Below are 20,375 nucleotides of genomic sequence, written 5' to 3'. Positions count from 1 at the left end.
AGTTGCCATGGCCGAGGCCTACATCGTCGAAGCGGTCCGGACGCCGGTCGGACGGCGCGGGGGCGGACTGAGCGCCGTCCACCCGGCCGACCTGGGCGCCCATGTGCTCAAGGAACTCGTCGCACGGGCCGGCGTGGACCCGGGCGCCGTCGAGGACGTCGTCTTCGGCTGTCTGGACGCGGTGGGCCCGCAGGCCGGCGACATCGCCCGCACCTGCTGGCTGGCGGCCGGGCTGCCCGAGGAAGTGCCGGGCGTGACCGTCGACCGGCAGTGCGGCTCCTCCCAGCAGGCCGTGCACTTCGCGGCGCAGGCCGTCCTGTCCGGCACCCAGGACCTTGTGGTCGCGGGCGGCGTGCAGAACATGTCGCAGATCCCCATCGCCTTCGCCTCCCGGCAGGCCGCCGAGCCGCTGGGACTGACCGACGGCCCCTTCCTGGGCAGCTCGGGCTGGCGGGCCCGGTACGGGACGCAGCCGGTCAACCAGTTCGCCGGCGCCGAGATGATCGCCGCCAAGTGGGGCATCGACCGGCAGGACCAGGAGGAGTTCGCGCTGCGCTCGCACCGGCGGGCGCTGCGGGCGATCGACGAGGGCCGCTTCGACCGCGAACTCGTGTCCCACGGGGACGTCACCACCGACGAGGGCCCGCGCCGGGACACCTCCCTGGAGAAGATGGCCGCGCTGAAACCGGTCGTCGACGGCGGCACCATCACCGCCGCCTGCTCCTCGCAGGTCTCCGACGGCGCCGCCGCGCTGCTGCTCGCCTCCGAGCGGGCGGTGCGCGAACACGGGCTGCGGCCCCGCGCCCGCGTCCACCACCTCTCCGTGCGCGGCGAGGACCCGGTCCGTATGCTCTCCGCCCCCATCCCGGCCACCGCGCACGCCCTGAAGAAGACCGGCCTCACCATCGACGAGATCGACCTCGTCGAGATCAACGAGGCCTTCGCCCCGGTCGTCCTGGCCTGGCTGAAGGAGACCGGCGCCGACCCGGAGAAGGTCAACGTCAACGGTGGCGCCATCGCCCTCGGCCACCCGCTCGGCGCGACCGGCGTCAGGCTCATGACGACCCTGCTGCACGAACTGGAGCGCACCGGCGGCCGGTTCGGACTCCAGACGATGTGCGAGGGCGGCGGCCAGGCCAACGTGACCATCATCGAACGCATCTGACGGATCTGACGGAGCTGACGGATCTGGGAGCTGACGGGTCGGCGGCGCCGACCCGTCAGGCTCCGGACGCGGTGCGTCAGCGGCCGAGCGAGAAGCCCAGCAGCACGCCCGCCGACACCTCCACCATGCCCGGCGCCAGATCACCGGCCGAGCTGCCGCCACCGCCGCCGTGGCCGTGGTACCGGCCGTGCCCGAGCGACTCGGCGTCCACGTCCGTGATGTGCAGCACCGTGCCCAGCGGCACGCCCGCCGCCTCCGTGTACACCTCGGCCTTGCGGCGGGCGGCCGCGACCGCCTTGCGCCGCGCCTCGTCCCGCAGCGCGGGCTTGTCGCGCACGTCGAACTCCACGTGGTCGACCCGGTGCGCACCCGCGTCGACCGCGTCCACGATCAGCTGCTGCAGCGCGTCGAGCGCCTCGGTCTCGATGGAGTACGAGGCCTGGCAGCGGTATCCGAGGAACTTCCGGTCGCCGCCGTAACCGTCGTACTCCGAGCTCAGCTTGAGCCGCGATCCCGAGACCGCGGCATCCGCTATCCCGTGCCCGCGCAGCACCTCGCGCAGCCGCGCCACCGCCGCACCCGCCTTCTGGAACGCCTCGTCCGGCGCGGTCTCCAGCACATCCACCGTCAGCTTCACCCTGGCCAGCTGCGGTTCGACCCGCACGCTGCCCGCGCCGAACACACTGATGCCCCAGGGTCTGTCGATCGTCTCCGTCATCCGCGCATTGAAGCACCCGCCCCCGGGAGCGCGCCGATGATTTCCCCGGCCTCGGCGATCATCCTTTCCACCAGCTCCGCGCACGACGGCAGGTCCTCGATCACCCCGGCGACCTGTCCGGCGGCCATCACCCCGAGGTCCGTACGCCCGTCCACCATCGCGGACTTGAGAAGCATCGGCGTGTTCGCGGCCAGCAGGACCTGACTCCAGGACAGCTCCTTGCCGTGCTTGAGGGCGAGCCCGTCGCGGACCATCTGCCGCCAGCCGAGCCCCGACAGCCGCCGGAACCCCGCCGCCCGGCGGACCGCCCGCACCAGCGCCCGGGTGCGGCCGGAGCGCTCCAGCGAGTCGATCAGCTCCGTGCGCAGCATGCGGTGCGGGAGGCCGTCGACCGCTCTGGTGACCGTGACGTCCCGGACCGTGGCCGCCAGATACCGGGCCTTCACCGCGTCCGGCACCGTCGAGTCCGAGGTGAGCAGGAACCGCGTGCCCATCGCGACCCCCGCTGCCCCGTACGCCAGCGCCGCGACCAGGCCCCGGCCGTCGAAGAAGCCGCCCGCCGCCACGACGGGTATCCGCACCGCGTCCACCACCTGCGGCAGCAGCACGGTCGTCGCCACCTCGCCGGTGTGCCCGCCGCCCTCCGCGCCCTGCACGATCACCGCGTCCGCGCCCCACGCCGCGACCTTTTCCGCGTGCCGCCGCGCCCCGATCGACGGGATCACGACCACGCCCGCCTCCTTCAGCTCGCCGATCAGCTCGCGGGAGGGCGCGAGCGCGAACGACGCCACCCGCACGCCCCCGTCGATGATCACGCGGACCCGGTCGCCGGCGTCGCCCGCGTCCGCCCGGAGGTTCACCCCGAACGGCGCGTCCGTGCGCGACCGCACCTCGCGGACCGCCGCGCGCAGCTGGTCGAGGGTCATCGTCGCGGACGCCAGGATGCCGAGCGCCCCCGCGTTCGCCGCCGCCGAGACCAGCCGCGGGCCCGCCACCCAGCCCATCCCCGTCTGCACGATCGGGTACCGGATCCCGACCAGCCGGGTGAGCGCGGTCTCCATCAGCCGCTCACCGCCTCCGGCACCTCACGGGCCCGGGCACCGCCGGGATCCAGCACCTCGCGGATCAGGCGCAGCTCCGCCACCGTGGGCTCACGGGTGTACGGCACGTCCTTGGGCACCACGAGCGCGAAGCCCGTCGCCTCCCGTACCCGCTCCACGCCCACCCCCGGATGCAGCGAGGCCAGCCGCATGGTGTGGTCGGGCGTGGCGAAGTCGAAGACGCCGAGGTCGGAGACGACGCGCGCGATGTGGTGGTAGCGGGCGGTGTCCGGGTGCCGCGCGGCCCGGTCGTACCCCACCCCGCACACCATGTCGACCTGCCCCACGAACACCCGGCGGGAGTGTCTCGGGACCCAGTAACTCGTCGGGTTGTTCAGCGTGTTGAGCGTCGCCCCGCGCACGCCGAGCAGCTGCCGCCGGGGTCTGGTCCAGTCACCGACGCACGAGATGTTCTGGTTGCCGAACCGGTCGATCTGGCTCGCGCCCATCATCACGTGCCGTCGCCCGCCGGCCACCAGGGCCAGATGCTGCCGGTACGGCAGCCAACCCTCGGGTGTCCCGTCCGGCCGCACGAGCGTCGCCTCGCCGTCGGTGAGCAACAGGTCCGGCGCGAAGGTCAGCCGGGCCAGCCGCGCGCCCAGCGACGGGATCAGCCCCATCGGACTGGCCAGGATCTCACCTGCGCCGCGCCAGGCCTCGGCGCAGGCGATCACGCAGTACTCGGCGCGGGTGACACTCATCGCCCCTGCTCCCTTCGCCAGTCCCGCACCGCCGCCCGGTACACCTGCTCGTCCCCGTCGAGGAACCGCTCGGCGAACCGCGGCCACGGTGTGGACGCGTACTCCTTCTGCAAGCCCTCGTCCCTGCCGTAGTCGGGCGCGCACGAGGTGAAGTGCGCCCCGTTCGGGGCCTCCACCACGCCCGTCACCGTGTGCCGCTTGACGAGAAGCGTCTGTGGAGCAGCCTCCTTGGTCAGCTCGGCCGTGTCGACGATCCGTTCGCAGGAGACGTAGGCCGCGTCCGCCGCCTCGCAGAAGAGGTCGTCGAAATAGGGGTCCGGGCCCAGATACTGTCCGTTGCCCAGCCGGTCGGCGCGGTTGACGTGGACCAGGGCCGCGTCCAGCCGCAGGGCGGGCATGGCCACGAACGTCTCCCCGTCCTCGTACGGCGAGGTGACGGTCCGCAGGCCGGGGTTGACCCGCATCACGTCCGAACCGATCCCCGCCCGCACCGGCAGGAACGGCAGCCGGTTCGCCGCGGCCCGCAGACCCCACAGGAACATGCCCTCGTCGACCTCCGTCAGCTCGAAGGCCCCGCTCTCGCGCGCCGCCCGGTAGTGCGGTTCGAGCGGGATCGAGTCGAGGGTGACGAAGCCGGCGACCAGCTTGCGGATCCGTCCGGCCGCGGCGAGCATGCCGACGTCCGGACCGCCGTACGACACGATCGTCAGATCGCCGATCCCGGACCGGATCAGCGCTCTGACCAGGGCCATGGGCTTGCGGCGGGAACCCCAGCCACCGATGCCGAGGGTCATGCCGCTCTCCAGGCGCGAGACCACCTCGTCGGCGGTCATCGTCTTGTCACTCACCTACGCACCCTCCTTCCCGAACGTGTCGCGGACCCGGTCGGCCAGCCCGCTGAGGTTGGCCTCGAAGGTGAAGCCCTGCTCGAAGCGGTAGCTGCGGCGCACGTCGACGGGGTCGATCCCGTTGATGGCCGCCTTGGCCATGCGCAGCAGCCGCCCGTCCTTGGCGGCGATCTCGCGGGCCAGCTCCAGCGCCGCCGCCCGTAGTCCGTCACGCGGCACCACGCGCCACACCGAGCCGTGCGCGTGCAGCTCGGCCGCGCTCGCCGTGCGCGAGGTGTAGTACAGCGCGCGCATCAGATGCTGCGGGACCAGCCGGGCCAGATGCGTGGCGGCGCCGAGCGCGCCCCGGTCCAGCTCGGGCAGCCCGAAGGAGGCGTCCTCGCTCGCCACGATCGCGTCCGCGTTGCCCACCAGGCCTATCCCGCCGCCCAGACAGAAGCCCTGCACCGCCGCGACGACCGGCGTCTCGCACTCGTACACCGCCGCGAAGGCCTCCGCGCAGCCCTGATTGGCGCCGATCAGGGCCTCCTGTCCGGCCGCCTGTATCTCCTTGATGTCCACGCCCGCGTTGAACCCGCGCCCCTCGGCGGCCAGCACCACGCAGCGCACCTCGGGATCGCGGCCGGCCGCGCGCACGGCGTCGGCCAGGGCGAACCAGCCGCGCACCGGCAGCGCGTTCACCGGCGGGAAGTCGACGGTGACGACGGAAATCCCCTTTTCCGGGGACGAGGTGGAGACACCCATGGACGCATCAGCTACCTTCGCACTCAGCTGCCTTTCCACCAAACATTTGTTAGGTGTGAGGCTTCGAAGCTAGCAGTCGGCGAAGACGAGCGGGAGGCCCTGTGGATAACTCGCTGCGCGGCAGAACGGTCGTCGTCACCGGCGGCACCCGGGGTGTCGGGGCCGGGGTGGCGCGGGCGTTCGCCGAGGCCGGCGCCCGGGTCGTCGCCTGCGCCCGCCGGCCCCCCGAAGTGTCCGTCGAGGGCGTGGAGTTCGCCCCGCTCGACCTGCGCGACCCGCCCGCCGTCCGCGCCTTCTTCGCCGGCCTGCCCCGGCTCGACGCCCTCGTCAACAACGCGGGCGGCACCCCGTACCGGCTGCTCGCCGACGCCGACGCCGAGCGGCACGCCCGGGTGATCGAGCTGAATCTCGTCGCCCCGCTGACAGCCTCCCTCGCCGCCCACGAGCACCTCCGGCGGACCCGGGGCTCGGTCGTGATGGTCGGCAGCGTCAGCGGCGGTCGCCCCTCGCCGGGCTCGGCGGCCTACGGCGCGGCCAAGGCCGGACTGGAGAACCTGGCCCGCTCCATGGCGGTGGAGTGGGCGCCGGAGGTCCGGGTCAACACCCTCGTCGTCGGCATGGTCCGCACCGAGCTGTCCCACCTGCACTACGGCGGCGAGGACGGCATCGAGGCGGTCGCGCGGACCGTGCCGCTCGGGCGGCTGGCCGCCCCCGCCGACATCGGAGCCGCCGCCCTCTACCTCGCCTCCGACGCCGCCGCCTACATCACCGGGGCGAGCCTGCACGTGCACGGGGGAGGGGAGCGGCCCGCGTTCCTGGACGCCGCGACCGCCAACAAGCCCACCGACAAGGAGGAGTGAGATGAGCGGAATCTGCGCGGGCCGGGTCGTCGTGGTCACGGGTGCCGGGCGGGGGCTCGGACGGGCCCACGCGCTGGCGTTCGCCGCCGAGGGCGCCCGGGTCGTCGTCAACGACCTGGGCGTCGCACCGGACGGCGCGCCCGGCGCCGGCAGCCCGGCCGAGCGGGTCGTCGAGGAGATCCGCGCGGCGGGCGGCGAGGCGGTCGCCCACGGCGGCGACATCGCCACGAGCGCCGGGGCCGCGTCCCTGGTCGAGGCCGCCGTGCGGACGTACGGACGGCTCGACACGCTCGTCAACAACGCCGGCTTCCTGCGCGACCGCATGCTCGTCAACCTCGACGAGGACGACTGGGACGCCGTGCTCCGCGTCCACCTCACCGGACACTTCCTGCCCCTCAAGCACGCCGCCGCGCACTGGCGGGCCGAGACCAAGGCGGGCCGGACGCCGGTGGCCCGGATCGTCAACACCAGCAGCGGAGCGGGGCTGTTGGGCTCGGTGGGACAGGGGAACTACAGCGCCGCGAAGGCCGGCATCGTCGGACTGACCCTGGTCGCGTCGGCCGAACTGCGCCGCTACGGCGTGCAGGTCAACGCCATCGCCCCGGCGGCCCGCACCCGGATGACGGAACGCACCTTCGCCGAGACCATGGCGGCCCCCGACACGGGCTTCGACGCCATGGCCCCGGAGAACGTCTCCCCCCTGGTCGTCTGGCTCGGTTCCGCCGCGAGCGAGGGCGTCACCGGCCGCGTCTTCGAGACCGAGGGCGGCCGGATCACCGTCATGGAGGGCTGGCGACCGGGACCCGCCGCCGACAAGGGGGCGCGCTGGACACCGGCCGAGGCGGGGGAGACGGCCCTGAAACTGCTGGCGGCGTCGCAGACCCCGGGTCCGGTGTACGGGGCGTGAGCGGCTCCGGGCCCGCGAGGCGCGGGCGGCTCGCCGTCCGTGCGGCGTGAGCGGCGCTACGAGCTCAGGCGGGCGGCCGCCTTGCGCTGCGCCTCGGCCATGACGGTCAGGAAGCGGATCGCGGTCTCCAACTCCTCCGTGCTGAACTCCTCGCACGCCGCCACGATGTCGCGCGCCCACTCCTCGAAGAACACGGCGAGTTCGCCGATCTTCTGCCGGTCCAGTTCGACGAGCACCCGGCGCTTGTCGGTGGGGTGCTTGACCCGGCGGGCGAAGCCCTTGGCCTCCAGACGGTCCACGAGCCCGGTGATGGAGGCGGGGGCCAGGCCGGTCAGCCGAGCGAGGTCCTTCGCGGTGAGCGGGCCGTGCCGCTCAAGGAGGTCCAGGGTCTTCTCCTCCGTGGCGTTCAGGCCCTGCTTGGCGGCGATCGCCGAATGGAACATCACGGTGACGCCGCTGTGCACCCGGCCCACCTCCATGAGGCGCTGGAGGGTCTCGGCCCGCAGGTCGCCCTGGGCCCCGCCGTTCGTCTCTCCGCCGCTGCTCATGGCTCCAGACTAACAAATACTTCGTTCGGTCGAACTAAGGACTTGCGATCACGCCCGTATGGGTGCAAGTCTTTCGTTAGGTCGAACGAAATAAATCCGAGCCGGGGAGACACCGTGTCCACGACCCTCACCACCTCTCCGCCCACCGCGGCGGAACCCCATCCGCGCCGCTGGGCCGCCGCGGCCGTGATGATGATCGCGGCGCTGATGGACCTGCTGGACGTCACGATCGTCAACGTGGCGATCCCGTCCGTCGGCCGGGACCTGCACGCCTCGGCGAGCGAGCTGCAGTGGTTGGTCTCCGCCTACCTGCTCGGCTTCGCCGCCACCCTGATCGTCTCCGGCCACCTCGGGGACCGCTTCGGCCGCCGGGCCCTGTTCCTCGCCGGTACGGCGGGCTTCGGGCTCGCCAGTCTGGGCTGCGGCCTCGCCCAGTCGCCGGGGCAGCTCATCGCCGCGCGGGCGGTGCAGGGCGTGCTGGCGGCGGTGCTGGTGCCGCAGGTCCTCGGGTCGTTCCGCACCCTGTTCCGGGGGAAGGAGCGCGGGGCCGCGTTCGGGATGTACGGCGCCGTCGCCGGGTTCGCCTCGGCGGTGGGGCTGCTGCTGGGCGGACTGCTCACCGATGCCGACCTGTTCGGCTGGGGCTGGCGGTCCGTGTTCCTGGTCAACGTGCCAGTGGCCGTGGGGACTTTCGTGGGCGGATTCCTGCTGGTGCCGGCCACCCGGGAGCGGTCGGCGGGCCGGCCGGACGTGCTGGGCAGCGCGGTACTGGCCCTCGGCCTGGTGGCGATCGTGCTGCCGCTGGTGCAGGGCCGGGAGAACGGCTGGCCGCTGTGGGGCTGGATCTGCCTCACCGCGGGGACGGCCGGCGTCGTCGGGCTCGGTGTGTACGAGGCGCGGCGGCGGGACCGGGCCCAGGCGGTGCCGCTGCTGCCGGCCCGGGCCTTCAGGCTCCCCGCGTTCTCGGTGGGCGTCCTGGTCCAGCTGCTGTTCTCCGTCGGCATGCAGGGGTTCTTCCTGATCTTCGCGATCTGGCTGCAGGGCGCCGAGGGCTATACGCCGTTGCAGGCCGGCGTGGTGACCGTGGCCTTCTCGGCCGGCGGCTTCCTGACCGCGCCCGCCGCGGACGGGCTCGCCGTGAAGTACGGGCGGACGGTGCTCGGGGCCGGCGCGCTGATGATGGCCGGCGGCTTCGGGTGGGTGTGGTCGGCCGTGAACGACGCGGCCGCCGCGCACACCGGGGCGTGGCCGCTGGTGCCCGGCCTGGTGATCGCCGGGGCCGGACTCGGGTTCCTGGTCGTGCCGTTGGTGAACGTCGTCCTCTCGGCGGTGCCGGGAGAGCTCGCGGGCGGCGCGTCCGGGATCTTCTCCACGGCCCAGCAGTTCGGGGGAGCGCTGGGCGCGGCGGTGGTCGGGACGGTCTTCTTCGACCACGTGGACGAGGGCATGACCGAGGCGCTCGGGGCGGCGATGCCCTGGGTGACCGGCGGATTCCTGGTGTGCGCCGGGCTGTGCGCGGCGCTGCCGCGGCGAGCGGTGTCGGGGGAAGGGGCGGAGGAAGAGGAAAGGGCGGAAGGGGCGGCGGGGGTAGAGGCGACAGAGGGGGCGTGAGGTCGTGACGTAACGGAAGACCGGGATCCGGCGGCCGGGGCGGCTTCTCGCCCCGGCCGCCTTCACCTACTTCGGGGCCGGGCTCACGTGTCGCACTCCAGCACCGTCCGGCACAGCCCGCACCGCGCGCGGACGCGCCCCCGCACCGGCACCCGGATCCGCTGATGGCAGGTCGGGCACGGGAAGGAGACCCGCAGGACGCCGCCGTCGGGGGCGAAGGTGTAGGGCACCCCGGGCTGGGGCCCGGGGGCGTGGCGCCGGTCGCGGGCGTAGCGGCGGCGGCCCGCCCAGCCCGCGGCGGTCAGCGGGGGCTGCTCCTCGTCCCGGCGGGCCTGGGCCATGCCCTTGACGTACGCCGTGTAGGCCTGGGGGCTGGTGAACCACACCGAGGGGTCCTCCTGGAACACCAGGGAGCGTTTCGCCAGGACGTACCCGAACTCCTCGGGCGTGAGATAGCCGAGCTTCTGGGACGACGCCGAGTCCTCCCGGTACGCGTCCAGCAGGAGCCAGCCCGCGCCCAGGTAGGTCGTCGCCGTGTCCGTGAGGATCTCGTTCTCCGCCGTCGTGGGGAAGGCGAGGTCCAGGCGGTGCAGATAGACGTGCATCACCTCGTGGGCGAGGGCGGCGCCGATGTCCCTGCGGTGGGTGCGGAACCGGTCGTTCAGCTCGACGAAGTACTCGGGGCCCGCCGCGAGTTCGACGTTCGCCGCGTGGTTCATCTCCCGGAAGCTGACGATCAGCCGGGCGTCCGGCAGCCGGAAGTGCCGCACGATCTCGCGGGCCACCCGCTGCGCGCCCAGATGCAGGTCGTCGGTGTCGCAGAAGGCCACGTCGGCGGGGGCCACGCTGGCCGCGAAGGTCTGGACGGTGTCGCACGACAGGCGCTTGTACAGCGCGGTGATCGCGGCCCGCACCGTCTCCAGATGTGGATAGCCGTGCTCGACCGGTCCGCCGTTCGCCACGCCGTACCCCCAAGGACGTCCTGAACTCCATTCCACTCTATGCGGGTGTGACCGGATTTTCGCCGGTCAGGTTGCCCGGGGAGCCCGTGTCAGACGGGCAGCAGGCGCGGCGCGGACGGGCCGGGCCCCGACTCCTGCAGCTCCAGCACCCACACCTCGTTCTCGCCCTCCCGCAGCACCGGCCCGGGGACGTACAGCGACCGCTGGGGGCCCACGGACCAGTGGCGGCCGAGGCCGAAGCCGTTGATCCAGACGAAGCCGCGCGTCCAGCCGGGCAGTTCGAGCCGCGCGTCCCCGGCCCCGCGGACCGTGACGGTGCCCCGGTACAGCCCCGGCGCACCGCCCGCGGGCAGGGCCTCGAACGGCACCGCCCCCACACCCCCGTCGAAGGCGTCCAGCCGCAGCCCACGCGCGCGTACCCCGTGCAGATACTGCCGCTCGTGCAGGATCCCGCCGGTGACGCCCTTGGCCTCCCCGGTGCGCGGGCCGTAGTTGACCCGCCCCAGGGATTCCACCCACAGCTCCACGCGCGCGTACCCGGCCACGGGCTCCGCCAGCCGGTCGTCCTCCTCGGTGAGCACCCCGGCCCGCTTCCCGTCGACGTACACCACCGCCAGATCGCGCAGCCCGCGCAGGGAGAGCGGGTACGGCCGGCGCGGACCCGGCACCGTCACCTCGTAGCGGACGACGCCCCGGTCGACGTCCAACTCCTCGAAGGTGGGCGGCACCGGCCCGACGGTCTCCGGACCGCCCAGCGCGTCCAGTACGGCGTCCAGGGCGGCCCAGGCCGTGAGCCGGACGTCCGCGGGAGCCCCCAACACGGCGGGCGGTGGTGGTGGTTCGGGCAGCGGCTGGGCCGCGTACCCGGCCAGCACCTCGCGGAACCGCCGGAACTTCTCCGTGGGCCGCCCGTACGCGTCGATCGGCGCGTCGTAGTCGTACGACGTCATGTCCGGCTGCAACGGCCCCTCGTGCCGGGCGCCACCGCCCCGGTTGGCGCCCGCCCAGCCGGCGAAACTGGTGCCGCCGTGCGCCATGTACACGTTGACCGAGGCCCCGCACTCCAGGATCTCGCGCAGCGCCCGCGCCGCGTCCTCGGGATCGCGTACGGCGTGCTCGCCGCCCCAGTGGTCGAACCAGCCGCACCAGAACTCCATGCACATCAGCGGCCCCTGGGGACGGTGGCGTCTCAGCGTCTCGAAGGCCACGCGCGCGTGGGAGCCGAAGTTCACCGTGGCCGTCACCCCGGGGAGGGAGCCGCCGGTGAGCATGTGGTCCTCGGGGCCGTCCGAGGTGACCAGCGGCACCGTGATCCCCTCGGCGGTCAGCAGATCGGCCAGGTGGCGCAGGTAGACCGGGTCGGAGCCGTAGCTGCCGTACTCGTTCTCGACCTGCACCAGGACCACCGGGCCGCCGCGGTCGAGCTGCCGGGTTACGACCTCGGGCAGCAGGCGGTGGAACCAGCGGTCCACAGAGCGCACACAGCGCTCGTCACGGGTACGCACGCGCGTGCCCACCTCGCCCGTCAGCCAGTGCGGCAGGCCGCCGTTCTCCCACTCGGCACAGATGTACGGCCCGGGCCGCACGATCGCCCACAGTCCCGCCTCCCGGGCCGCGTCCAGGAAACGGCCCAGCGCCCCGACGTCCCGGAAGTCGCCGGGCCGCGGTTCGTGCAGGTTCCAGGGCACGTACGTCTCCACGCAGTTGAGGCCCATCGCGCGCAGCAGCGCCAGCCGGTGCCCCCACTGGGCCTCGTGCACCCGGAAGTAGTGCAACGCGCCGGACAGCAGCCGCACCGGCCGCCCGTCCAGCAGGAAATCCCCGTCCCCCACCGTGAACCGGCTCATGGCACCACCCTCGCCCCCTGGCGGTGATCAACGCCATGGACAAAGATCGGCGCTGCTTGGACGAACGCCGGTGCCGGAGCCGAGACCCGCAGGAGCACCCGTGTACCAGACCTGGATGCGCTTCTTCACGCCCGCCCCCGCCCACCATCGCCTCGGTCTCGTCTGCCTCGGCGTCGGCCTCCAGCACGGCGCCCTGCCCACCGTCGGCCCGCGCACCCTCGACCACCACGTCGCCGTCGTGATCAGCGCGGGCGGCGGCTGGTACCGCGGCCCCGACGGCCGCCGGACGGCGGTCACGGCGCCCGCGCTGCTGTGGCTCACGCCCGGCGTCCCGCACCACTACGCGCCCGATCCCGGCACCGGCTGGGACGAGGGCTTCGTCGACTTCGCCGGGCCCGCCACCGCCACGTACACCGAACTCGGCTACATCGAACCCGAGCGGCCCGTCGTGCCCCTCGCCGATGCCGGGGGACCCCGGGCCGTCGTCGGCCGCATCGTGCGCGCCGCCCGCCGCGGGAACCCCCTGCTGGAGGTGGAGACCGGGGCCGCCGTCCACGAACTGCTCGTCGCTCTGCGCCGCGCCCGCGCCGACCTCGCCCCCGACGGCGAACTGGTGCTGCAGGCCCTCGCCCGCGACGCCTGCCGGCCGATGACAGTCGCCGATCACGCCGCCCGGCACGGCATGACCCCCGCCGAACTGCGCTCCGCCGTCCGCCGCGGCGCCGGCTGCAGCCCCAAGGACTACCTGCTCGGCATCCGCCTCGGCCGCGCCAAGGAACTCCTCGCGACCACCGAACTGCCCGTCGCCGCCGTCGCCCGCCGCGTCGGCTACGACGATCCCGCCTATTTCTCCCGCCTGTTCACCCGCCGCGTCGGCATGGCCCCGGTCCGCTTCCGCGCCCAGCAGGGCCATGTCGTCCCCGGCGGCTGGAGCGACCGCGTCCCCGACCCCGGCGATCCGCCGATGATCGACCGCACACCGCATAGGGTGGACGCCCATGACCACCAGCAACACCGGTACCGGTGACGTCGACCCCGCCGTCCGCGAGGAACTCGACCGGCTGCGCGACAGCATCGACAACATCGACGCGGCCGTCGTCCACATGCTCGCCGAGCGGTTCAAGTGCACCCAGCAGGTCGGCCGCCTCAAGGCCGTCCACCAACTGCCGCCGGCCGACCCGGCGCGCGAGGCACGGCAGATCGCCCGGCTGCGCAGCCTCGCCGAGAACGCCAAGCTGGACCCGGCCTTCGCCGAGAAGTTCCTCAACTTCATCATCGCCGAGGTGATCAGACACCACGAGCGCATCGCGGGGGACACCGGCAACGGCCAGCTGCCGGGAGCGAGCTGACCTCGGTCGACGCGAGGGGGTCGTGACAGCGGGGCTCCGGCGCGGCATGCTGCGCTGTGCACTCCTTGTCAGCCGGTGAGCACTCCGTGTCAGTGCGGAGCCGTAAGCTGGTCATCCACGCGGGAGGGACTCGGGCCATGCTGTCGGATGCCAAGATCCTCATCGTCGACGATCACAAGGACACGTTGTACGCGCTGGAGAGCGCCCTGGCCCCGCTGGGCTACCGGCTGGGCCGCGCCACCAGCGGCGACGAGGCGCTCAAGCAAGTACTCCGCGGCCACGTCGGCCTCCTGCTGCTGGATGTCCGCATGCCCGGCGTCGGCGGTCTGGACGTGGTGCGCTATCTGCGCCGACTGGAGCAGACCCAGCACATCCCGGTCATCCTCCTCACCGGCTTCGGTCCCGACCACGAACTGACCTCCGCCGCCTTCCGGCTGGGCGTGGCCGACCTCGTCCTCAAGCCCATCGACCCCTGGGCCCTGCGCACGAAGGTCCGGTATCTGTACGACGCCCACCAGCGCCACCTCGCCCTGGAGCAGGAGGTCCGCGAGCTGCGAGCGCTGGTCGCGGACCTCACCGACCCCCAGGGCGGCGCCCCGCGCGCCACCCTGACCCGTCCGGACACCATGGTGCCGGCGCAGCGGGACGCGCATCTGGGCGCACCGGCGCCCGACCGGACATAAGGCGCGTACCGATCCGCCTCTGTGCGCTGTCGGCGACATCGGGCAGCATGTCGTTCATGTCCGTACTGACGCGCGACGAAGCGCAGAGCCGAGCCAAACTACTCGACGTCCACCGCTACACGATCGAGCTCGACCTGACCACCGGGGACGAGACCTTCGACTCGCGTACGGTCATCCGGTTCGCCACGCGGGCCGACGGGGACACGTTCGTCGAGGTCAAGCCGGCCGAGCTGCGCACCGTCACCCTCGACGGACAGCCCCTCGATCCGGCGAGCCTGGACGAGAACCGGCTGCCCCTGAAGAACCTCACCGCCGGCGAGCACGAACTGTGCGTGGACGCGCGGATGCGCTACTCCCGCACCGGCGAGGGCATGCATCGCTTCACCGACCCCACCGACGGCGAGACCTACGTCTACACCCAGCTGTTCCTGGACGAGGTGCAGCGCGTCTACGCCGCGTTCGACCAGCCCGACCTGAAGGCCGTCTTCGACGTGTCCGTCCGGGCCCCGGAGGGCTGGAGTGTCCTCGCCAACGGCGTCACCGAGCGCCTCGGCGAGGGCCACTGGCGGGCCGCCACCACCCCGCTGATCTCCACCTACCTCGTCGCCGTGGCCGCCGGACCCTGGCACTCCGTGCGCACCGAGCACCGCGGCCTGCCCTTCGGCATCCATTGCCGCCGCTCGCTCGCACCCCACCTCGACGCGGACGCCGACGAGATCCTCGACGTGATGCGCACGTGCTTCGACCGCTTCCACGAGAAGTTCGAGGAGCCCTACCCCTTCGACTCCTACGACCAGGCCTTCGTGCCCGAGTTCAACTCGGGCGCCATGGAGAACCCGGGGCTGGTCACGTTCCGCGACGAGTACGTCTTCCGTTCCGCCGTCACCGACACCGAGCGGCAGACCCGCGCCATGGTCATCGCGCACGAGATGGCCCACATGTGGTTCGGCAACCTGGTCACCCTCACCTGGTGGGACGACATCTGGCTGAACGAGTCCTTCGCCGAGTACATGGGCTACCAGACCACCATCGAGGCGACCCGCTTCAGCGACACCTGGGTCGAGTTCGGCGTCGACCGCAAGAGCTGGGGCTACGACGCCGACCAGCGGCCCTCCACCCACCCGGTCGCCCCCGAGGCGGTCGAGGACACGGCCTCCGCCCTGCTCAACTTCGACGGCATCTCGTACTCCAAGGGCGCCGCCGTGCTGCGCCAGCTGGTGGCCTGGCTCGGCGAGAAGGACTTCCTGGCCGGCATCAACATCCACTTCGCCCGGCACAAGTTCGCCAACGCGAACCTCGCCGACCTGATCGACTCGCTGGCCGACGCCACCGACCGCGACGTCCATGCCTGGGCGGACTCCTGGCTGCGCACCACCGGGGTCGACAAGCTGACCCCGCTGGTGGGCTCCGCCGACGACGGCACCCGCACGCTGACCGTCGAGCGCGCCGGCAGCCGCCCGCACCGCGTCACCGTCGGCCTGTACGACCACGACACCGCCGACGAGGGCAGCCTCGGCCTGCGCGAACGCGAACGGGTCGAACTCGACGTCCCGCAGACCGTGCCGCAGCCCATCGGCAAGCGTCCGGCGCTGCTCCTCCTCAACGACGGCGACCTGACCTACGCCAAGATCCGCTTCGACGCCGAGTCCTTCGAGACGCTCCGCACGGGGCTGTCTGGCCTGCCCGAGGCACTCACGCGCGCGGTGGTGTGGAACGCCCTCAGGGACGCGGTCCGCGACGGCGAGCTGCCGCCCGCCGACTACCTGGAGATCGCCCGCGCCCACCTGCCGCGGGAGATGGACCTCGCGGTCGTCGAGGCCGTGCTCGCGTTCGCCTCCGGGCACGTCGCCGACCGCTACCTCAAGCCCGAGGACCGCCCGGCGGCGCTGGCCACGCTCGGCTCGCTGTGCCGCGACCTCATCCGGCGCACCGAGGATGGCGACAACCCCGGTCTGCGGCTGATCGCCGTGCGCCACTTCATCGACGTGGCGGCCCACCCCGACACCATCGCCGCCTGGCTGGCCGACGGCACCGTCCCCGGCGGGCCGGAGCTCGACCCCGCGCTGCGCTGGCGCATCCTCGGCCGCCTCGCCGTCCTCGGCGCCACCGACGAGGCCGCCATCGCGGCCGAGCTGGAGCGCGACCCGAGCGCCACCGGCCGCCAGGGCGCCGCCCACTGCCGGGCCGCCCTGCCCGACCCCGAGGCCAAGCGTGCGGCCTGGGAGGCGATGTTCACCACCGACGACCTCTCCAACTACCTCTTCAAGGCCACCGCCCAGGGCTTCTGGCAGCCCGAACAGGCCGATCTGGTACGGGAGTACGTGCCGCGCTACTACCAGGACGCGGTCGCCGTGGCCGCCCGCCGCGGGCCCGCGATCGCCACCGCCACCGGCCACTGGGCCTTCCCGGCGTACGCCGTCGACGCCGAGAACCTCGCCCTCGGCGAGGCCTGCCTGCGCGACGCCGCCCCGGTCACGGCCCTGCGCCGCAAACTCGCCGACGAACTCGACGACCTGGCCAGGGCGTTGCGGGTACGCGAGGCGTAACCCGGGAGCCGGGGGCCGCGGGCACGACCGCCGCGCGGCCCTCTGGGGCGCCGGGGGCGGCAGGCGTCGAGTGGCCTCTGGGGCGTGCCCGGAGGGGCTGTTGCGCGGGCTGTTCAGCGCGGCGGGGCGTCAGCGGGCGTCGCGGCGTTCGCGTGGCCCGCTGGAGCTTCGTCGGCGTGGTTGTGGCGCGAGACGGGGGCGGCAGGCGTCGAGTGGCCCCCGGGGGGGCGCCGGCGCCTGCGCGCGGGTCGTCTGCTTGGTGTGAGCGGCAGAAGGGGCAGCGTCGTGCGGCGCTCAGTGGTGCTCGTTCAAGCGCAACTCCGCCCGTCGTACGCCCCGTTCGCGTGGTCCCCGGCGGCGGTTGCCGGGTTCCGGGTCCGGTGAGGGGGCCGTGTCCAGGGTGAAGCCGAGCAGTTCCAGGAAGCGTTCGCCCGGGCGCCAGGCGGGCGGGACCGTCGCCGTCACCAGCGTGAGGTCCGGCGCCCGGCTCAGGAGGGCGCCGGCCAGCGCGCGGCCGAGCCCCTTCCCCCGGGCGTACGGGGCCAGCAGGAACAGGCCCACCGAGACGGCGCCCGGCGCCGGGTGGTTCCGTACCGCGTCCACCAGGCCCACGACGTTGCCGGCGACCTCGACCAGGAGCAGCGTCTTGTCCTCGGGCTCCGCGCCCGCCGGGAGCGCGTAGAACAGGCTCTGCACGTCACCCGGGCCGGACGGCAGCCCGGTCGCCGCCAGGAACCAGTCCTCGCAGTCCTCGAACAGGGTCAGCAGCGCGGCCTCGTCGGCGGGCCCGGGCTCCCGCACGAGCGCCCGCCCGCCGGGCACGTCGATCGCGAACGCGTCAACCATCCTTCCGACGTTACCCCCGCCACCTGCGGCCCCAACACGTTTTCCCCGCACGGGAGTACCTCCTTTCGGGTTCCGCTCGTTGGACTTTCCGGGCGTGTGGACCCCATCGCGTACAAGCTGGAAGTCTTCCCATGGATGTTCCCCTGCTTCGCGCCCCGTGAGGAGAGCCCATGAGCACGCCGACGCCCCTTGCCTCAGGACCCGAAGGCCCCGACGCCCTGCGGCCGTTGGTCGAGACCGTGCTCGACGCGCTCAGGGCGGGCGGACAGGCGCGTGGCGGCCCGCTACCGTCCGGCGGACCCGAGGCGGTCGCCGCGCGCGTCGCCGACGCCGTGGGGGACGTCCTGCCGCACGAAGGCGACCCCGACGCCCTGCGCGTCCTCGTGCGGGTCCTCGCCGAGGGCTCCGCCGATCCCGCCGACCCGCTGTGCGCGGCCCACCTGCACTGCCCGCCGCTCGCCGTCGCCACCGCCGCCGACCTCGCCGCGAGCGCCCTCAACCCGTCACTGGACTCCTGGGACCAGGCCCCGGCCGCCTCCGCTCTGGAAGCCGTCGTCACCCGCACGCTCGCCCACGAGATCGGCCTGGCCGACGCGGTCGTCACCACCGGCGGCACCGAGTCCAACCAACTCGCCCTGCTGCTGGCCCGCGAGGCGTTCGGTGGCAGCGTCCGGCTGGTGTGCGGGGCCAACGCCCACCACTCCCTGCCCCGCGCGGCCTGGCTGCTGGGCCTGCCGGACCCGGTGGTCGTGCCCGCTCCCAACGGCACCCTCGACCCCGCCGCCCTCGACGAGGTCCTCACCCGCTTTCCGCGCCCGCTGCTGGTCGCCGCCACCGCCGGCACCACCGACGCCGGCCTCATCGACCCGCTGCCGGAGATCGCCGGACTGTGCGCCGCCCACGGCGCCCGGCTGCACGTCGACGCCGCGTACGGCGGCGGGCTCGTCTTCAGCGACCGGCACCGCGAGAAGCTGGCCGGGCTCGAAGCCGCCCACACCGTCACCCTGGACCTGCACAAGATCGGCTGGCAGCCGGTCGCCGCGGGCCTGCTGGCCGTGGCCCGGCCCCGCGACCTCACCGTCCTGCAGCACCACGCCGACTACCTCAACGCCGACGACGACACCGAGGCCGGCCTGCCCGACCTGCTCGGCCGGTCCCTGCGCACCACCCGCCGCCCCGACATCCTCAAGATCGCCGTCACCCTCAGGACGCTCGGCCGCACCGGCCTCGGCGCGCTCGTCGACCAGGTGTGCGCCCGCGCGCGGGAGTTCGCCGCCCTCGTCCAGAACCACCCCGGCTTCGAGCTGTACGACCGGCCGGTCATCAGCACGGTCCTGTTCCGGCCCGCCGAGGCGACCGACGACGCCGTCGCCGACCTGCGCCGCACCCTGCTGCACGAGGGCCGCGCCGTCCTCGGCCGGGCCCGTCTGGACGGCCGCCTGTGGCTCAAGGCCACGCTCCTCAACCCCCACAGCCGGCCGGACGAACTGGCCCACCTCCTGAAACTCGTGGAAGGAACCACCCCCCGATGACGCTCCCCCCACCCCACGAGTCCGAAGCGCCCCGCGACCTGGTCGGCATCGGCATCGGACCGTTCAACCTCTCCCTCGCCGCTCTCGCCCAGCCGCTCGCCGAACTCGACGCCGTCTTCTACGAACAGCGCCCCGGCTTCGACTGGCACCCCGGCCTGCTCATCGAGGGCGCGACCGTCCAAGTGCCGTTCCTCGCCGACCTGGTGACCCTCGCCGCCCCCGACAGCCGCTGGACGTTCCTCAACTACCTCCGGGAACGTGACCGGCTCTTCCCGTTCTACTTCGCCGAGCGCTTCCACATCCAGCGCGCCGAGTACGACGCCTACTGCCGCTGGGTCGCCGAGAACCTGCCCGGACTGCGCTTCTCCCACCAGGTCGACGCCGTCCACTGGAACGGCGAACGCGACGTCTTCGAGATCGACTTCACCCGGCTCGACGCGGACGGCGAGGCCGATTCCCTCGGCCGCACGTACAGCAGGAACATCGTCCTCGGCGTCGGCACCACGCCGTACGTCCCCGATCCGCTCAAGCCCCTCGTCGAGGCCCCGGGCGTGCCCGTCATCCACGCCGCCGACTACCTCGACCACCGCGAGGCCTTCCTCGCCGCCGGGCATGTCACGGTGGTCGGTTCCGGGCAGTCCGGTGCCGAGGTCTTCCTCGACCTGCTGCGCCGCCGCCCCACCGGCGGCGAGCGGCTCCACTGGATCGGCCGCGGCGAGGCCTTCGCGCCCATGGAGTACTCCAAGCTCGGCCTGGAGCACTTCACTCCCGACTACACCCGCTACTTCCACGCCCTCCCGGAAGACGTCCGCGACCGGCTCGTCGGCGCGCAGTGGCAGCTGCACAAGGGCATCGACGCCGACACCATCGCCGCCATCCACGACGAGCTCTACCACCGCACCCTTGGCGGCGGCTGGCCGGACGCCGTCCTCACTCCGGGTGTCGTCGTCCGCACCGCCGGACGCATCGCCACCACCCAGATCGAGCTCCACGTGGAACACGTCCAGCAGAACAGCCGCACCCGCCTCACCACCAACGCGGTCGTCCTCGCCACCGGCTACCGCGAACGCCCCCTGGAGCCCATGCTCGCCGGACTCGATCCCTACCTGCGCCGGGACGCCGGCGGACGTCCGCGCGTCGACGAGGACTACCGGCTCGTCCTCGACCCCCGCGTCACCGGATCGGTGTACGTGCAGAACGCCGAACTCCACACCCACGGCGTCGGCACCCCCGACCTCGGCCTCGCCGCCTGGCGCAGTGCCACCATCCTCAACACCCTGACGGGCAAGGAGCTCTACCCCCTGCCCGCGCGGACGGCCTTCACCAGCTTCGGCCTGGAGGCCCGCCATCGCGTCCCGCAGACCAGACAGGCCCCGGCCCTCACCCCGCTCGTCGACGGCAGGTAGGC

General features: G+C 73.2%; 19 protein-coding genes. 10 read left to right on the top strand and 9 right to left on the bottom strand.

The annotated features are described in order from the left end of the window. Positions 1-7: 7 nt before the first annotated feature. Positions 8-1,165 (top strand): acetyl-CoA C-acetyltransferase, encoded by a 1,158-nt coding sequence (locus tag ACWGKT_RS06475; RefSeq protein ID WP_453272738.1) that lies wholly within the window; start codon positions 8-10, stop codon positions 1,163-1,165. 76 nt (positions 1,166-1,241) lie between these two features. Here ACWGKT_RS06475 and ACWGKT_RS06470 read toward each other — a convergent pair whose 3' ends face one another. The 5 genes from ACWGKT_RS06470 to ACWGKT_RS06450 are packed head-to-tail and all read right to left on the bottom strand — an operon-like array spanning position 1,242 to position 5,276. Next, positions 1,242-1,883 (bottom strand): SIMPL domain-containing protein, encoded by a 642-nt coding sequence (locus tag ACWGKT_RS06470; protein ID WP_356140619.1) that lies wholly within the window; start codon positions 1,881-1,883, stop codon positions 1,242-1,244. Further along, a complete protein-coding gene (locus tag ACWGKT_RS06465; RefSeq protein ID WP_453272737.1) occupies positions 1,880-2,944 on the bottom strand; it encodes an NAD(P)H-dependent flavin oxidoreductase in 1,065 nt (354 codons plus the stop codon). Before ACWGKT_RS06465 ends, ACWGKT_RS06470 begins: the two co-directional genes overlap by 4 nt. Continuing rightward, on the bottom strand, positions 2,944-3,684 hold the full coding sequence (locus ACWGKT_RS06460; protein ID WP_453272736.1) for a CoA-transferase subunit beta: 741 nt from the start codon (positions 3,682-3,684) through the stop codon (positions 2,944-2,946). Before ACWGKT_RS06460 ends, ACWGKT_RS06465 begins: the two co-directional genes overlap by 1 nt. Then, entirely contained in the window at positions 3,681-4,532 is an 852-nt protein-coding gene (locus ACWGKT_RS06455) for a CoA transferase subunit A (RefSeq protein WP_453272735.1), read from the bottom strand. The genes ACWGKT_RS06460 and ACWGKT_RS06455 overlap by 4 nt, the downstream gene beginning before the upstream one ends. Next, a complete protein-coding gene (locus tag ACWGKT_RS06450; protein WP_356140613.1) occupies positions 4,533-5,276 on the bottom strand; it encodes an enoyl-CoA hydratase family protein in 744 nt (247 codons plus the stop codon). It abuts the gene before it with no gap. A 101-nt stretch (positions 5,277-5,377) separates the two neighbouring features. Between ACWGKT_RS06450 and ACWGKT_RS06445 the strand changes: the two genes are divergently transcribed. Together ACWGKT_RS06445 and ACWGKT_RS06440 are read left to right on the top strand one after the other, a co-directional pair. Next, positions 5,378-6,136, top strand: coding sequence for an SDR family oxidoreductase (locus ACWGKT_RS06445; protein WP_453272734.1), 759 nt, complete (start codon positions 5,378-5,380; stop codon positions 6,134-6,136). Between the two features lies 1 nt (position 6,137). Further along, positions 6,138-7,043, top strand: a complete 906-nt coding sequence (locus tag ACWGKT_RS06440; protein ID WP_453272733.1) for an SDR family oxidoreductase — start codon at positions 6,138-6,140, stop codon at positions 7,041-7,043. A 56-nt stretch (positions 7,044-7,099) separates the two neighbouring features. On the opposite strand, the gene ACWGKT_RS06435 is transcribed toward ACWGKT_RS06440, so the two are convergent. Continuing rightward, on the bottom strand, positions 7,100-7,591 hold the full coding sequence (locus ACWGKT_RS06435; protein WP_356140608.1) for a MarR family winged helix-turn-helix transcriptional regulator: 492 nt from the start codon (positions 7,589-7,591) through the stop codon (positions 7,100-7,102). Positions 7,592-7,705: 114 nt separating this feature from the next. On the opposite strand from ACWGKT_RS06435, the gene ACWGKT_RS06430 reads away from it, so the two are divergent. Continuing rightward, positions 7,706-9,202 carry an MFS transporter gene (locus tag ACWGKT_RS06430; RefSeq protein ID WP_453272732.1) on the top strand — a complete coding sequence of 499 codons (1,497 nt, stop codon included), beginning with the start codon at positions 7,706-7,708 and terminating at the stop codon, positions 9,200-9,202. Positions 9,203-9,285: 83 nt separating this feature from the next. Here the strand turns inward: ACWGKT_RS06430 and ACWGKT_RS06425 are convergent, their stop codons facing one another. Both ACWGKT_RS06425 and ACWGKT_RS06420 read right to left on the bottom strand, forming a co-directional pair. Beyond that, positions 9,286-10,164 carry a hypothetical protein gene (locus ACWGKT_RS06425; protein ID WP_453272731.1) on the bottom strand — a complete coding sequence of 293 codons (879 nt, stop codon included), beginning with the start codon at positions 10,162-10,164 and terminating at the stop codon, positions 9,286-9,288. 89 nt (positions 10,165-10,253) lie between these two features. Next, a complete protein-coding gene (locus ACWGKT_RS06420; RefSeq protein ID WP_453272730.1) occupies positions 10,254-12,011 on the bottom strand; it encodes a glycoside hydrolase family 35 protein in 1,758 nt (585 codons plus the stop codon). A 100-nt stretch (positions 12,012-12,111) separates the two neighbouring features. Here ACWGKT_RS06420 and ACWGKT_RS06415 point away from each other — a divergent pair, with 100 nt between their 5' ends. The 4 genes from ACWGKT_RS06415 to pepN all read left to right on the top strand — a co-directional run bounded on the left by ACWGKT_RS06415 (position 12,112) and on the right by pepN (position 16,589). Continuing rightward, positions 12,112-13,038, top strand: a complete 927-nt coding sequence (locus ACWGKT_RS06415) for a helix-turn-helix domain-containing protein (protein ID WP_453272729.1) — start codon at positions 12,112-12,114, stop codon at positions 13,036-13,038. Then, a complete protein-coding gene (locus ACWGKT_RS06410; RefSeq protein WP_235456921.1) occupies positions 13,010-13,360 on the top strand; it encodes a chorismate mutase in 351 nt (116 codons plus the stop codon). The genes ACWGKT_RS06415 and ACWGKT_RS06410 overlap by 29 nt, the downstream gene beginning before the upstream one ends. A 137-nt stretch (positions 13,361-13,497) precedes the next feature. Then, positions 13,498-14,043: a response regulator gene (locus ACWGKT_RS06405; protein WP_356140601.1), complete on the top strand. Its 546-nt coding sequence runs from the start codon at positions 13,498-13,500 to the stop codon at positions 14,041-14,043. 56 nt (positions 14,044-14,099) lie between these two features. Further along, positions 14,100-16,589 (top strand): aminopeptidase N, encoded by a 2,490-nt coding sequence (gene pepN, locus ACWGKT_RS06400; RefSeq protein WP_453272728.1) that lies wholly within the window; start codon positions 14,100-14,102, stop codon positions 16,587-16,589. A gap of 294 nt (positions 16,590-16,883) precedes the next feature. Here pepN and ACWGKT_RS06395 read toward each other — a convergent pair whose 3' ends face one another. Further along, positions 16,884-17,435 (bottom strand): GNAT family N-acetyltransferase, encoded by a 552-nt coding sequence (locus ACWGKT_RS06395; RefSeq protein WP_453272727.1) that lies wholly within the window; start codon positions 17,433-17,435, stop codon positions 16,884-16,886. Positions 17,436-17,605: 170 nt separating this feature from the next. Between ACWGKT_RS06395 and ACWGKT_RS06390 the strand changes: the two genes are divergently transcribed. Next, positions 17,606-18,967 carry a pyridoxal phosphate-dependent decarboxylase family protein gene (locus tag ACWGKT_RS06390; protein ID WP_356140597.1) on the top strand — a complete coding sequence of 454 codons (1,362 nt, stop codon included), beginning with the start codon at positions 17,606-17,608 and terminating at the stop codon, positions 18,965-18,967. Beyond that, the gene (locus ACWGKT_RS06385; RefSeq protein ID WP_453272726.1) at positions 18,964-20,373 is read left to right on the top strand and encodes a lysine N(6)-hydroxylase/L-ornithine N(5)-oxygenase family protein; all 1,410 of its coding nucleotides are present in this window, start codon (positions 18,964-18,966) and stop codon (positions 20,371-20,373) included. The genes ACWGKT_RS06390 and ACWGKT_RS06385 overlap by 4 nt, the downstream gene beginning before the upstream one ends. The last annotated feature ends 2 nt before the right edge of the window (positions 20,374-20,375 follow it).

This window comes from Streptomyces sp. NPDC054794, from assembly GCF_053611585.1.
This window is presented reverse-complemented; position numbering and strand designations above follow the sequence as displayed.

What these genes read in the sequence shown, in the direction of transcription:
- ACWGKT_RS06450 (WP_356140613.1), bottom strand. Translation starts at nt 5,276, where the DNA reads ATGGGTGTCTCCACCTCGTCCCCGGAAAAGGGGATTTCCGTCGTCACC.
- ACWGKT_RS06460 (WP_453272736.1), bottom strand. Translation starts at nt 3,684, where the DNA reads ATGAGTGTCACCCGCGCCGAGTACTGCGTGATCGCCTGCGCCGAGGCC.
- ACWGKT_RS06390 (WP_356140597.1), top strand. Translation starts at nt 17,606, where the DNA reads ATGAGCACGCCGACGCCCCTTGCCTCAGGACCCGAAGGCCCCGACGCC.
- ACWGKT_RS06440 (WP_453272733.1), top strand. Translation starts at nt 6,138, where the DNA reads ATGAGCGGAATCTGCGCGGGCCGGGTCGTCGTGGTCACGGGTGCCGGG.
- pepN (WP_453272728.1), top strand. Translation starts at nt 14,100, where the DNA reads ATGTCCGTACTGACGCGCGACGAAGCGCAGAGCCGAGCCAAACTACTC.
- ACWGKT_RS06435 (WP_356140608.1), bottom strand. Translation starts at nt 7,591, where the DNA reads ATGAGCAGCGGCGGAGAGACGAACGGCGGGGCCCAGGGCGACCTGCGG.
- ACWGKT_RS06475 (WP_453272738.1), top strand. Translation starts at nt 8, where the DNA reads ATGGCCGAGGCCTACATCGTCGAAGCGGTCCGGACGCCGGTCGGACGG.
- ACWGKT_RS06385 (WP_453272726.1), top strand. Translation starts at nt 18,964, where the DNA reads ATGACGCTCCCCCCACCCCACGAGTCCGAAGCGCCCCGCGACCTGGTC.
- ACWGKT_RS06465 (WP_453272737.1), bottom strand. Translation starts at nt 2,944, where the DNA reads ATGGAGACCGCGCTCACCCGGCTGGTCGGGATCCGGTACCCGATCGTG.
- ACWGKT_RS06405 (WP_356140601.1), top strand. Translation starts at nt 13,498, where the DNA reads ATGCTGTCGGATGCCAAGATCCTCATCGTCGACGATCACAAGGACACG.
- ACWGKT_RS06395 (WP_453272727.1), bottom strand. Translation starts at nt 17,435, where the DNA reads ATGGTTGACGCGTTCGCGATCGACGTGCCCGGCGGGCGGGCGCTCGTG.
- ACWGKT_RS06420 (WP_453272730.1), bottom strand. Translation starts at nt 12,011, where the DNA reads ATGAGCCGGTTCACGGTGGGGGACGGGGATTTCCTGCTGGACGGGCGG.
- ACWGKT_RS06410 (WP_235456921.1), top strand. Translation starts at nt 13,010, where the DNA reads ATGACCACCAGCAACACCGGTACCGGTGACGTCGACCCCGCCGTCCGC.
- ACWGKT_RS06470 (WP_356140619.1), bottom strand. Translation starts at nt 1,883, where the DNA reads ATGACGGAGACGATCGACAGACCCTGGGGCATCAGTGTGTTCGGCGCG.